The sequence below is a fragment of the Rhodohalobacter halophilus genome, assembly GCF_001715195.1.
GTDB classification, from domain to species: domain Bacteria; phylum Bacteroidota; class Rhodothermia; order Balneolales; family Balneolaceae; genus Rhodohalobacter; species Rhodohalobacter halophilus.
The window spans coordinates 47,355-60,818 of sequence record NZ_MDWE01000007.1 but is presented as its reverse complement, the minus strand read 5'-3'; the positions used below and the strand labels follow the sequence as shown (position 1 = coordinate 60,818).

At 44.9% G+C, this 13,464-nt stretch carries 11 protein-coding genes; 1 reads left to right on the top strand and 10 read right to left on the bottom strand.

The genetic code is table 11. From position 1 onward, the window contains the following. Window positions 1-86: 86 nt before the first annotated feature. From BG260_RS02785 to BG260_RS02765, 5 genes are all read right to left on the bottom strand, one after another. Window positions 87-2,876 (bottom strand): TonB-dependent receptor, encoded by a 2,790-nt coding sequence (locus BG260_RS02785; protein ID WP_069130426.1) that lies wholly within the window; start codon window positions 2,874-2,876, stop codon window positions 87-89. Between the two features lie 80 nt (window positions 2,877-2,956). Further along, complete coding sequence (locus BG260_RS02780; protein ID WP_069130425.1) at window positions 2,957-4,039, bottom strand: hypothetical protein; 1,083 nt, start codon at window positions 4,037-4,039, stop codon at window positions 2,957-2,959. Window positions 4,040-4,161: 122 nt separating this feature from the next. Continuing rightward, the gene (locus BG260_RS02775) at window positions 4,162-5,406 is read right to left on the bottom strand and encodes an ABC transporter permease (RefSeq protein WP_069130424.1); all 1,245 of its coding nucleotides are present in this window, start codon (window positions 5,404-5,406) and stop codon (window positions 4,162-4,164) included. 29 nt (window positions 5,407-5,435) lie between these two features. After that, a complete protein-coding gene (locus BG260_RS02770; RefSeq protein WP_069130423.1) occupies window positions 5,436-6,665 on the bottom strand; it encodes an ABC transporter permease in 1,230 nt (409 codons plus the stop codon). 59 nt (window positions 6,666-6,724) lie between these two features. Next, on the bottom strand, window positions 6,725-7,843 hold the full coding sequence (locus BG260_RS02765) for an efflux RND transporter periplasmic adaptor subunit (protein WP_069130422.1): 1,119 nt from the start codon (window positions 7,841-7,843) through the stop codon (window positions 6,725-6,727). A 242-nt stretch (window positions 7,844-8,085) separates the two neighbouring features. Between BG260_RS02765 and BG260_RS02760 the strand changes: the two genes are divergently transcribed. After that, complete coding sequence (locus BG260_RS02760) at window positions 8,086-8,517, top strand: OsmC family protein (RefSeq protein WP_069130421.1); 432 nt, start codon at window positions 8,086-8,088, stop codon at window positions 8,515-8,517. A gap of 88 nt (window positions 8,518-8,605) precedes the next feature. Here BG260_RS02760 and BG260_RS02755 read toward each other — a convergent pair whose 3' ends face one another. The 5 genes from BG260_RS02755 to BG260_RS02735 form a co-directional block, all read right to left on the bottom strand. Beyond that, window positions 8,606-9,880 carry a hypothetical protein gene (locus BG260_RS02755; protein WP_069130420.1) on the bottom strand — a complete coding sequence of 425 codons (1,275 nt, stop codon included), beginning with the start codon at window positions 9,878-9,880 and terminating at the stop codon, window positions 8,606-8,608. Window positions 9,881-9,900: 20 nt separating this feature from the next. Further along, window positions 9,901-10,548: a hypothetical protein gene (locus BG260_RS02750; protein ID WP_069130419.1), complete on the bottom strand. Its 648-nt coding sequence runs from the start codon at window positions 10,546-10,548 to the stop codon at window positions 9,901-9,903. Further along, window positions 10,541-11,092, bottom strand: coding sequence for an RNA polymerase sigma factor (locus BG260_RS02745; RefSeq protein WP_069130418.1), 552 nt, complete (start codon window positions 11,090-11,092; stop codon window positions 10,541-10,543). Before BG260_RS02745 ends, BG260_RS02750 begins: the two co-directional genes overlap by 8 nt. Window positions 11,093-11,311: 219 nt before the next feature. Beyond that, window positions 11,312-12,307, bottom strand: coding sequence for a metal-dependent hydrolase (locus BG260_RS02740; RefSeq protein ID WP_069130417.1), 996 nt, complete (start codon window positions 12,305-12,307; stop codon window positions 11,312-11,314). Between the two features lie 9 nt (window positions 12,308-12,316). Next, window positions 12,317-13,444, bottom strand: coding sequence for a 6-bladed beta-propeller (locus BG260_RS02735; RefSeq protein WP_176719418.1), 1,128 nt, complete (start codon window positions 13,442-13,444; stop codon window positions 12,317-12,319). Window positions 13,445-13,464: the final 20 nt, after the last annotated feature.

Sequence of the window (13,464 nt, the reverse complement as noted above, 5' to 3'; positions counted from 1 at the left end):
ATGTTCCATAGGAACATTATATGGGTAGATATTCGATTGCCCAATTATTTTCAGCGCGCTCTAGATACGCAATATATCTTCACTCATCACCGATTCGGAAACGATCGAAACCGGTAGCTGAAAGAGAAGATCACATAACGAGAGAGTACATTTGAGCGGTAATCCTCGATATAATCCTCAAAAATATTACGACTGATGTTGTTGTTCTGTGCCAGTATATCAAACATGGTTACCCGGAATTGAGCCGATTCATCAGACAGAAACTTATACCCGATCGACCCATTCCAGAATGCTGAAGTTTGATTGAAGTCATCTCCCAAACCTGAATTGTGGCGAAAATTAAAGTCACTCTCGAGAACCAGTCCGCCAAAAGGCATGATGTTGAAAGAGCCGGTGGCCTGACCGGTATAGTAATTGTTGTTCAGCTCCGGGCGGATAGAGTTTTCCACGATGTTGTAGGTGGCACTGTATGAGGCACGAAAATCAACCCGGTCGCTAATGTTGCTGCTGATTAGCGCTCGCGAATTAAACCGGTAGGTATCCGTTAAGTTTTTTGCTTCATCAATAAATGATGGCCGCTGGTTGTAGCTCACACCCACGTTTAGATTCAGATTGCTGGAGATCAGATCAAAAGGAACACTTCGGTTAAACCGTGATGAGAGGCTCAACGCACTTCCGATATTTTCCGGAGAAACGAGCCTGGCACCCTGCCTTAAAATAACTCCATCATCCAGTTGTGTATCCTCCTGTGCAACAATCGTCCGGTTTCCTATGTAGTTGTCGGTAAGGTTCATGGAGAGATAAACTGAAGAGGAGGTTCCCTCTTCAGGGTTTGTAAATCGAAGGCGAAGAGTGACCCGGTGATCCATCTGCTGCTCAAGGTTGGGGTTTCCGGTGGTGAGCCGGAGCGGATCGTTATTATTGATTACATCCTGCAACTGACGGACTGAGGGTGTACGTGTGTTTGAGTTGTAAGAGAGCCGGAGATTTGATCTGCGTCCAAAATTGTAGCGAAAAAAGGCGCCCGGAAGAAAATTTTGCCAGGTCTGATTGATCTCCGTTTCAACCGGAAACTCCTGATTGCCGGTCAGTGATGTGTGCTCCCAAGAGGCACTTACATTTGCACTGATATCGTCGTTTCCAAACCGGTAACTGCCACGAAATTCATTGGTTAAAAGCCGGTTATCGTAACGGTTGGTCAGAGCCGGATCGATAGAACTGTAGCTGTTCGTAGCTTCATCAAACTGAAATACATCCTGAACGGAGTCATTGCTGTCGAAGCCCGGCCGATAGCTCAGCATCAGCTGGGTGTTCTCCGTGACCGGTTCGGTATATGAAAAATTACCGGATAGTGAATAGCCGCCATTGGATATCTGGGTTTGTTGATCGTTAATTACCCGGTTTTCATCGCCATCATAAAATCGCGAATCATCAAGCTGAAGCCTCTCCCCGGATCGGTCATTAAAACGGGTTCTTACATTTGCTGAAAAGGTACGACGCTCCTTTGTAAATCGGTGGCGATAGAGCATGAATGAGAAAAAATCGTAACCTGACTGGCTGTTGCTGTTAATTTGGTTGATTTCGTTTATCAACTGATTGTTTGGCCCCAGCGTGAACGCATCACTATATCGTTCTGAACTGTTTTTTTGAAAGCTGAAACGGGGTGAAAAAATAAACGAACGGTTCTCATCAAATTCATGCTCAAGGCGCATATCGAACCGGTGATTGTAATCATCTCCGGTATTTCTGACATCCTCATCATACTGCTGATCAGCCGAAAATCCGGTCAGATAAAGACGATCGCGCTGAATCTCTTGTGTATTATCTGTCAGATTAAAAAAGTAACTCGCGTTCAGCTTGGTTTGGTCGTTCCAGTTGTTATTGTAATTAATTCCGGTAGAGTGAACTGAGCTTATACCGCTTTGGCTACCGACTCTGAAATTACGCGTAGCACCACCTCTTCCTCGCCCGCTGCCACCTGCCTCTGAAATTCCGAGCAGATCCTCGCTGGAGAAATTTTGTTGATTGACATTGTTTGTCATTCCGATAACGGATAAACGCTCAGACCCTCGAAAATAGTTGTAGTTTCCACCGGCCATGTAGCGCTCTTGTGATCCGTAGCCGGAATTCAGCCGGCCAAACTGTCCGCGATTCATCCCATCTTTTGTAACAACATTTAGGGTTCTGTCTGTATTGCCATCCCGAAAGCCGGTAAACCGTGCCTGTTCACTCTGGCGATCAAACACTTCGATTTGGCTCACTATTTCGGCCGGTAGATTTTGTAACACCAGGGCAGCATCATCCCCGAAAAACTCCTCCCCATCAACCAGTACACTCACAATATCCTCTCCCTGAGCCTGAATCACTCCGTCAACAATAATGAATCCGGGCATTCGAGTAACCAGATCCTGAATGTTGGCGTCCCGGTTGGTTTGATAACCATCCGCATAAAATGCGGTTGTATCACCGCGAACATCAACGCGGGGGCGACGCGCCTGCACCTGAAACTCTTCGAGCTCCAAAAGAGATGGAGTCATTACAATCGTCAAATCTTCTGGTGATGTGTCTGATACGGTAAGCTCTATTCTCTCCATCTGAAATCCGAGATATGTAGCCACAAGAAGATACTCCCCACCCGCAATATTCCGGACAATGAAAGAACCGTCCCGGCCGGAAGCTGCACCGCCAACTCTTGCACTATCCGGCATGGAGAAGAGCTGAATATTTACGCCTTCAAGCGGTGTTTGTTCTCCATCATCCCCTTCAATAACTGTCCCGCTTATATTGAACACCTCCGCCTGGAAACCCTGCAGAACCTCTGCGGGTGCTACCCATAACAGAAGAGCGAAAAGTAAGTATTTTTGTAAATGAGACATGCTAAGACAAAATTTAAGATCAACGATCTAAAATATTGCCTTTTAACAAATTACATTGTAAAAAGTTATAATTGCAGTGATTAAAACCGAATCTCAGTAATGATTTCTATAGTGTCCACGGCTCTGGATCCGCCAACCTCATTATACCAGCTTCGGTCGTAATCCAGGATAATTTTGGATCGGTTCGAAAACACATAAGCCAGCCCTGTCACAAACTTTCTTGTATGCCATTCAGATTGATCACGGTTATTCAGCTCATCAAATCGGAAAGTTAAACTGACCGGAAAATCAAACGGTTTGAACTCATTAAACAGACTCCATCCGTTCAGATCAATCGGGTCAACGTTTTGATCTACAAAATTTCCCGCTGCATCTCCCGTACCGGTAAAGCCCTGTAGAATTCCGATCCATTTTTGGGTTTCGTACGAAAGAGCCAGAGCACCCATGCTAAAATCCGGGCTTTCCGGGATGTTTCCCTTTCCGAAGGAGCCGATGAAACTGGTTTGAAATCCGGGCAGATTATCTGCCAAGGGACGAATTGAGAGTCGCCCTTCAATCAGTTTGTTGTTATTCTTCTCGAGTGCTGCATATCCGCCTCCATTGTAAACTCCAATACTGAAACTGCCGTATCGTCCCGGAGCGGATCGAATTCCCGTCTGTTTAGATTCCGGAAGATCTTCCCCAAGCTGCCCCGCGTAAGTAATTCCATAATCGGCAGAACTTAAAATTTTATTGTAGTCCAGAAACATGGAGCGCTGACTTCTGAAATCGTTTATATCCTGCTCGAAATCAATCCATGGGCGGCTTACAACGCCAAATTCAACACTGGAGTTTTTAATTAGCCGGGAATCCTTCATAGCAATATTAACGAGTGCATATTTGAGCCGAAGCTCGATATCACCCTCTCCGTCCCCTTCCTGATCGACCGTTACATCCTGCGTGAATCGGATTTTTACCCGATCAGAAATATCTCTTCGGAACGTGATGTAGCCACGCTTTAAAAGGAATTCATTGTTTACATCTACATTCTCAAATGTACGCTCGTATGAAAAAAAGAACTGCCCGCTAAAACCAAGGTCGTTTAAAGCAGATTGCGCTGAAAGCGTAACAGGTAAAAGCAGTAATAACGTAAATACTCCAATAGTTTTAAGAGTAGAGTCCATGGGGTTCAAATAACGGTAAAATTAACGGCTTTGGATATTTCTATTTCGCGAAAGAAGATATAACCAAATTGTTGTATTAATGTTAAGCCAATGTTAAAATCAATAACAGAGTTCCCCCGAAACTATTCGTACCGAAGAGATTCAACCGGATCAACTTTTGCGGCTTTTAATGCCGGAAACACTCCCGCAAGTAGACCAATCAAGGCCAGGACCCCCACCGTTACGATAACAGCCATCTCCGAAATTTGAGGTTTCCCAAGAAATTCACCCGCGCCGGTTGTCAGGTTCATAGAAAGAACACCAAAAACGATCGCCGATGATACAGCCAGCCCGATACCGCCACCCAAGAATGAAATAAAAAGCGATTCAAACATAAATTGAGTGATAATGTGAATTTTACGTGCCCCAACGGCGAGTTTTACACCAATTTCTCGCGTCCGCTCCTTAACCACCACAAACATGATATTTGCCACACCCACGCCGGCAATCATCAGTGTAAAAAACCCCACCGTAAAAAGGAATATTTCCAATCCTGTTGAGACCTTTTGATTCATCTCTTCCTGCTCAATAAAATCCCACATAGGCAGTGCCTGTTCATCGGCCGGATCAAACTTATATTTTGATGCAAGAAGTGATGTGACTCCCGCTTTAATCTCTTCCTGCAGCTCCGGGCTTTCGGGCCGAATTAATATTGAACCGACATTTCGGTTACCGTAAATATTGCGAAGGGTTGTATATGGAATGATTGCGCGATTGGCATCCGGACCGTTGTTCATGGATGTCTGCATTTTAGGTTTCATCACGCCGATAACGGTAAATGGCATATTGTCGAGCTTCACCTGTTTACCGATCGGGTCCTCATCCTTAAAAAGTTGCGTAGCGATTTCATCTCCTAAAAAAAGAACCCTGCGCTGCTCATCCACATCGTGTTCGTTAATAAATCGTCCACCGGCAGCCGGGTACATGGTTCGCATGATTTCAAAATCCGGATTTACACCCTCCATGTAAGTCGTTGTAATTTCATCACCATACTGCAGTTGAGCCCCCCATCTACCATACTGAGGACTGGAATGTGAAATGCCGGGCACAGCCTTGTTAATCAGATCCACATCTTCTTCCGTAAACCGAATGGACCGGCCGATCGACAACCCCTCATAGTTTACACTTGTCTGCCCACCGTAGATGATAATCACCTGATTTCCTGCTCCAAGCATCCCCTCCATCATACTGTTCCCCAGACCTCTTCCAAAAGCCAGTAACAGAACAACAGATAGAGTTCCCCAGGCGATGGCCAGAATGGTTAAAAACGACCGCAGCTTCTGCTTGCCCAGGTCAGCAAAAAATTCACGAAAAAGATTACTCCACATAGTTCAAACCTTATAGTTACCAATTTAAATTACCTTCTGAGGCACTCCACAATGTCCAGCCGGGCAGCCCGCCAAGCAGGCAGCATACCTGCGGCAAATCCCACAACCCCCAAAACCACAAAAGCGATAAGTCCTACCTCCGGTGAAAAGTAGGGGGCACCTACAAACTCTTTGATAGGAATATTCTGAGTTGCCTCAACCAATAGCCACCCGATTCCGTAACCCGCAGCCGCACCCATTCCAATCACCATAAACGTTTCCACAAAAAACTGCCCCATAATGTGATGCCGCTTTGCACCTACCGATCGTCGAATTCCAATCTCCTTCATTCGTTCCTGTACCACCACAAACATGATGTTTGCAACCCCGATACCGCCAACGGCCAGTGTAAAAAATCCGATCAGCCCCAAAAATCCGTTGATTCCGAGAAACAGAATATTGATGAACTCCCAGAATTCGTTTGTATCCCAGATGCCAAGTGCATCTTTGTCTGACGGATCAAACCGGTGTTTTCTTGCCATCACTTCATACACTTCATCCTGAATCTGTTTGGCCAGCGCGGGATCCATCGGTGTGTAGAGAATATTGTTGATCAAATCTGTTCCCATCATGGCAGAAAATGTTGTGGCTGGAATAAACGCCCGATCCATGTCGCGCTGGGAGTAGGATGAGTTTTGAATTTTATCCTGAAGCACCCCGATGACAGTAAAAGGCGTATCCCGTACCAATACTTGCTGCCCAACCGGATCGGCCTCCCCAAACAGGTTTTCAGCCAAACGGTTACCCAAAAAAATGACCCGCCGTCTTTCGTCAATATCGTTTCCGTTCAACCAGCGACCTCCGGGCTGCTCAAACACATTTCGCAAATCCTGATAAATCGGATAGACACCACCCACATTTGAATTTCTCCGGCGGTCTCCGTTGGAAATCTGCAGACTTTGAATATATTCGGGCGTAGCCACGTCTATATTTTCAATTTGATCCTCGAGCATTTTCGCATCGGATTCCCGATATCGAATTGGCCGGCCCACTCCGTACCCCTCATATGCCTTGGTCGTTTGCCCGGGAAACATAATTGCAAGCTGATCTCCCATCCCACGCATATTCAGCACGGTCTGATCCCTAAAACCCACCCCGAACGCCAACAGTAAAATTAGAGTAGCTGTCCCCCACATAATCCCGAAAATGGTAAGGAAACTTCTAAGCTTCTGCTGATTCAGATTTCGGAAAAGTTCGGTGATGTGATTTAAAAGCGTCATACAGATCGGTTTGAAAAATTTTGATATTCCCCTGCAACTGCGAAATAATCAGTGCCGGGTTATCTAACTGTCAGTGATTTTGCAGGTTTTTCCAGAACTTTTTCTCCTTCTTCCATACCATCCAATACCGCAACGGTGATGGCATCACTCAGGCCAAGTTCTACCTCTTTCTCAACCCGAGTGCCCGGTGTACTGCCCGGCACTTCCACAAAGGTTTTACCGTCACGCATAATTACAACACGCTCCGGAATGGTAACCATGTTTTCAACCCGTTTAATTATGATGTCGGCGTTTGCAGAATAACCTGCTCTAAGAATCGCCCCCTGAGCATCAGTAATTCTGATCTCAATTGGAAAAACCGTTGCGTTGTCTTGCTGTTTAGCCTTTAGTGAAATCCTTGAAACTTCCCCTTTCACAATCTGTCCCGGCAGAGCTCCGATTTTCAATTCAGCCGGCATCCCCTCTTCCATTTTCCCTACGTCAATTTCATCCACTGTTCCTTTAAAAAGTAGCTGATCCATTCCGGCGATACTCATAAGAGCTGTACCCGCCTGATACGATGTAAGCGGTACTACCGGTTCACCCACATCCACCATTTTTTCCAGAATGTATCCGTCAATAGGTGCACGAATTACGGATTCTACAAGTGTTTCACCCATCATGATTCGTCCGCTTTCCAAAAGCTCCAGCCGTTCTCTGTTAATCTGCTCACGTACTTTTACATCCTCAAACTGTTGTGCAATTCGATCATACTCCTGCTCAGATACTAAATTCCTTTCGAGGAGAGTCTCCATTCTCTGCAGCTCTTTAGCAAGATTCTCTTTCTCAATTTCTGTTCGCTCCAGATTTCGTTTGGCTTCTGCCAGTTCCAGCGGAGTCGGATCAGGGCGGACTTCAATCAGCGGTTCCCCCTCTTGCACAAAATCACCCGGTTCGGCATAAATTCGATTTACCACACCGGAAATTTTTGATTTCACCTCAATTTCATTATCCGGCTCGATGGTGCCCACAGCCAGTGCTTTTTCTATCACCGTTCCGATTTCTGCAATTACGTGAGGCTGCTCCTCAATTTCATTTCCGGATGACTGCCCGTTCAGGTAAAAGAAAGCTCCGCCACCAAAAATGATGATAGCTGCCAGTGAGATCCAGATTCGTTTTTTAGTTTTTTTCTTAGCCATAATAGATCATGAATATTGTTCGAGATTTGTCTTGCTCTACGAATCGCACAACTGAAAGTTTCTCTTTTAAAATTTTTCCCGCACTAAAAACCGTTTATTCCCCCATTGCATTACACTCCTTTCAAGAATTTCTTCAAAAATTAAATCCTCTTGATTTTTTTACTCTTGCTTTTGTTTATAATGAACGATCTTACAGCAACATTTTTTAAACTATTGAACACGAATTAAATAAAGAGAAACGTATGAAACGCACAGCAAAAGCAGCCTGGAAAGGGAATGGAACAAAAGGGTCAGGAACCCTCACAACTCAAAGCGGAGCATTGGACAATCAACCATATTCAGTAAAGCTTCGATTCGAAAATGAGGATGGCAAAAAAGGAACCAATCCGGAAGAGCTCATTGCAGCAGCACACTCGGGATGTTACGCCATGGCTTTAAGCGTAGAGCTGGAAAAAGCCGGGTATAAAGCAGATAACATCGATGTGAATGCCAAACTATCCCTCGACAAAGAGGGTGACGGCTGGGCAATCACAAAGGTTGATCTAAAACTAAACGCATCCGTCCCAGGAATTTCTGAAGGTGAGTTTGATAAACTTGCAAACGGTGCAAAAGAAGGATGTCCGGTTTCAAAAGTATTGAATTGCGAAATTACACTCGATTATACATTGAACTAATTTGAGATCGGTACATTCAGATTTCAAAAAAGCCTCATCCGGGTTTATTCGGTTGAGGCTTTCTTTTTGTGAGAGGTCATCTCACGGATCATCTGCGGCTGAGATCTTCCATAAACGGTTCATTTCCATTTAGTAAATCCTGTTTCGAAATCCTGATTTTTGTTTGAGCGGGCAGGCTTTCATTTCGGCCTCGCCAGTCAATGGTAATCGTGAGCAGTTCATCATTTTTTAGTGTGCGCAGCGTGCTGCCATAATCTTTGATTGTTTCCAGAATGGCTGCTTTTATCTTTTCAGAATCCCCGGAAAGATCGGCTCTGTTTTGTTGACGCATCTGAATTTCGATTTCACTTCTTACTTCCTCACCCCGTTTTCTCAGCTCTTCACTGCGTTCGCGAACTTCAGCAATACGATTTCTGAACTCTTCAGAATCAAACACAAGAGTATCCATGTTAAATTCAAACCGGGTGCTGTCCGGCATTCGAAACCGGAATGATCCTGCTCCACTGTTTTCAGTGGTAATATTTCCCAGATCAATATTGATGTCAATGTCGTCAAAGTTCAGAGAATCAATTTCGCGAGCCATCTCAAACAATCCGGGAAAATTAAAGGGGGATCGTCCTGTAACCGTTACATAAAATTGTGCTCCAAGTCCGGGCAGATATTCGTAGGATGGTTTTCGGCTAACCCGAAGGTGTTCGGTATCGGTACTATTGATGGATGTTTCCAGAACAGAAGCAAAAATGTTCAGGTCCCGAACATCTCCATATTCTGATAGATCTTGCTTTTCAACCCGATCGCGAAGCTGTCTGTCTGAAATCCTGCCTTCACGATGGAGCTTCAAATCCTCCGATTTCACCACAAAGCTCAGTTTTGGAACAGAATGAGTGTATTCCTGAAGCCCGGTTATTACAGCAATGGAACCATCAAATGATCTTTTCAGCCCGTATGAAATTCTCAGCACCTCATCTTCCGGTAAACTCTGCATTGTTGAGGCGTACTGAGTGATATACTCCATCACTTTCTCCTCAACCGCCTCACTTGTTGAATGGCTCTCAACAACTTCATCCTCATCGCTGGTATTGCGCTCAATACGTACGGTTCCGGAAACGCTGATTGAACGGGAGGAGATGCTTTCCCCCACGCTTAAGTGAACTCCGTAGCCGGAGATGTACTCCGAAGAGACATGTCCGTTTCGCGCAAATAGAAATGGAATCGGGTTTTCCGGAACGGCTGTAAATATTTCACCTAATATACTTTCTGCAATCCTCATCTCGCGTTGCAGAGCCTCATCCTGGGCCTGTACAGAAACGTAGGACAGGAACAGGCAGGTAAGGGTAAAGACAATCGTTTTTAACAGTTTCATAGCTTTATTCTTAATTTTGATTATTCGTTACTCAGCGCGTAGATAATTCCGTTCAATGCCCGGTTGGTTTGATCAATTTGATTGGCAGTGTTCTCTTCAAGCTGAAGAAGTCCTTCTGTAAATAGCATCAGATCTCTGTTCCGGCGCTCTTCGTAGTAGTCGGCCAGGGCGGTCAGCGATTCGTTGAATTGAGTTGTTTGTTCCTGCCGAATCTGCTCCATCATCGAATTCAACATGAGTGCATTTTCCGCTTGGATCTGGGTAAGCATCTCATTCACCTCCTCTTCAGCAATACCCTTCGTTACCGGCGGCTGACCAAATGCGAGATAGTACCCTTGCTCTGTCTTTCCAAATTGCACCGAATGAAATAACCCGGTAAAAATGGTGATGATCAGAACAGCCGCAGCCGCCATCCAAACATATTTGAGTTTATGCACTTTCTCCTCGCTATTGTATCCGGCAAACGGTTTAGCCAAATCAGCAGCGGGCATATTCACTTCCAAGTCCTTGCCATAGGCTGAAAGCACGGAATGAGTTGCTTTCAGCTCTTCCAGCCTTTCCCGAAGCTCACGGTTGCTCCGAAGCTTGCTTTCAAACGCTTCGCGTTCATCGGAGTTCATTTCATCAAAAAGATAATCCATCAACTGCTGTTTACTCTTTCTATCCATCTCTGTTCAGGTAGTTTGTATTAATATTCCATCTCTTTAAAATTGAACCCAGCTCGTTAAGTCCGTTGTACATCCTTGTTTTGGCCGTACTTTCCGGGATTTTTAAAATTTCTGCTATCTCCCGAAAAGTCAGATTTTCAAACTGCTTAAGCACAACAACTTCTCTGAGATCATCCGGTAGTTCTGCCAGCGCCTTCTCTATCGCGCCGTTTAACTCCTTCGTCTCCAATTCTGTTGATGGAGTTCGCTCATCAAGTAAATTCTTCAATGAAACGGACTCAAGTGGAGTCGATTTTCGCCTGCCGGCTCGTTTCAGTTCATCCAGGCAGAGATTATTAGCAATCCTGTAGATCCACGATTTGAAGGAGTCCTGATTTTCAAGGGTTTGTAAATTCTGGTGAACCTTAATCATCGTTTTCTGGGCAATTTCTGCTGCATCCGCCCGATTACCGAAATAATGGTAAGCAAAACGATAGATCGCCGGATACCACTGGTCGGCAATTACCCGAAAAGAGGTTTCATGTCCATTTTGCAGGTACTTCATTAAATATGAATCATCCTGATTTTTCAAACCCCGAGATCGTTTTTATTGTCGTTTAGTGTAAAGACGAGGCAAACCCAAAAATAGTTTTAGAACTGGCGAGATTTTTTAAACGACTTCAAAATTCTCCCCTTATTAGGGGAGAATTTGTCAGCTTTAATATTTTTTTATTCTGAAATCACGTTTTCTTAAGAACTAAACCACAGTTTCTAAAAATCTCACCTACTTACCCAGCAGCATATCCATAAAGCTTTCACGAACCTCTTCGCCGGCATCCCGAAAGTAGAGAAACGGAAGATGTAAATCGGTTTGGGTTGTGTCGGTTTTGACACCCCAAAGTGGAGAGAGTTTGGTAGGAAGCATCGCGTATCGGGCATCTCCAATTACCTCCGGGTATTCAGGGTGACGTATCAAAAAGTTTTCGGATAAATACTTGAATCGCAGCAGATCCTCGTACATCACTGTGCCGGTAAACTCCGAAAACTCCTCTTCAATAATAATTCGCGGAGCCGATTCTCCCTCATAAACATCAATTCCTGAAATCAGGCCGGTGCGAATGGCGTCTGTGTAAATCGTGCCATTGGAAATGTAATTGGCTCTCCAAACACGCTGATTGGCAATTGTGGGTTTCACCACCATCTCTTCAATGGTATGCCCACGGTTTTCAGCCAGATTTTCTGCAGCTGAGGTAGCTCGCTGATGTTGAACCCATCCAAACAGCAGAAAAAAGGTGAGCCAGCCTCCTGCAAACCAGACGCACTTTTTTTGCTTTTTCAGAAGAGCAAATCCAACAAATAAAATCAGGCCGATCGTGACAACCGGATCAATAACAGAGATCAGGTTCCAGGCAAAACGAGTATCAAGAAATGGCCAGAGGAGCTGAGTGCCATAACTGGTAAAGGCATCAAGGAGTCCGGCCGTGGCGTAGCCTAAAATGGAGTAGATGTAGAGCTCCTTAAAAGTGAGATACTTCTTAAAAAACCACCACAGCAGAACCGAGGCGAAGAGTGCCCCAACAGGAATGAAAATCAGTGAGTGACTAAACTGTCTATGAATTTCAATGTTAAAAAGCGGATCGGATGGGATCTGAATGTAGTAATCCAGGTCAGCCATCATGGAAGAAAGAGCACCGGTAAAAGCCGCAGGTCTCAGTTTATCTTTTTCAGCTCCGGATTGAGCAGCTGCTGCTCCAACCAGCCCGTGTGTAAGTGGATCCATCTATAAAAATCAGTTTAGTGATAGCCGGTACTTCACCACCTCAACAAGGCCCATCTCATCCTCTTCGGTCATGTAAAGGTAGTTGTTTTGCACATGTTCAACTGTACGTGATGAAGGCCAAATCTGCTTTGCCAGCAAGTTACCTTGTTCATCAAGCACCCACCATTCAAACATACCCTCTTCATCAATTATGGTTGATACCCAAAACCGGCCTTCATCATCAATCAAAAACTCTCTGACTGCAGGCCAGGTTTCCGGCAAATCGTAACCCCTGACGGCCCGCCTGTACCCCTCGTTGTTATACTGGTTTAAAGCAGCCTCACGGGTTAACTCCTTTCGCGGAAAAGGGTAATAAAACGCCCGCCGGTAATTTCCATTCTCATCGTATTTTTTAAACAAAAACCAGTCGGTCCGATTAACCACAATCCCTTGTACCGGTGAAAATGAATTCAATACTCTGGCTAAAAACGGTGCTCCAAAAACGCTAATGCTATTATCCGTACGCAGAACAATAGGATCTACCGTTTCCAGTTCTAGAATGGGATCTGCAGACAGCTGCCCCTCCCGGTCTGCCCTATATATGAGATCCATTCTCTGCTCAGACTCGTCGTCGTTCCTCCCAAATGACTGCCCGTAGTAGAACAAAAACTGACCTTCGGGAAGCACCTGAAAGCCGCCCGGAAAGTATCCATCCGGCAACACAGACCTCTGATTTTCACTCATCATCGGTATCGATTTGTCAAATTCCATCGTACTCAGTAAATAGGAGTGAACCATGCGTTTATTGAAGTCCTGAGCGTAAATATGTGCTTCATCGATCATTAAATTATGAACGGTTTCAAATTCACCGGGTCCCTGGCCACTTCGGCCAATGCTTTGAATGAACTCTCCATCCGGTGTGTACACATTGATTCTTTTTTCACTATCATCAGAAATAAATATCCGATCATTCTTATCCGTTTGTATTCCCGAAATTCTTCCTAAAATCAGATCATCAGAGTCATCTATTCGTGCAACTTCCTGAAGAGAAATTTGAAATCTTGGTGCCTCATCTTCCGAGTAAACTGTGAGGTTTTCTATTCCCTGAAGATGCTCAGGTAGAGTGCCCTCATTAGCAGAAGAGCATGAGTAAAGCATAGTGATAAGAACAACGAAAT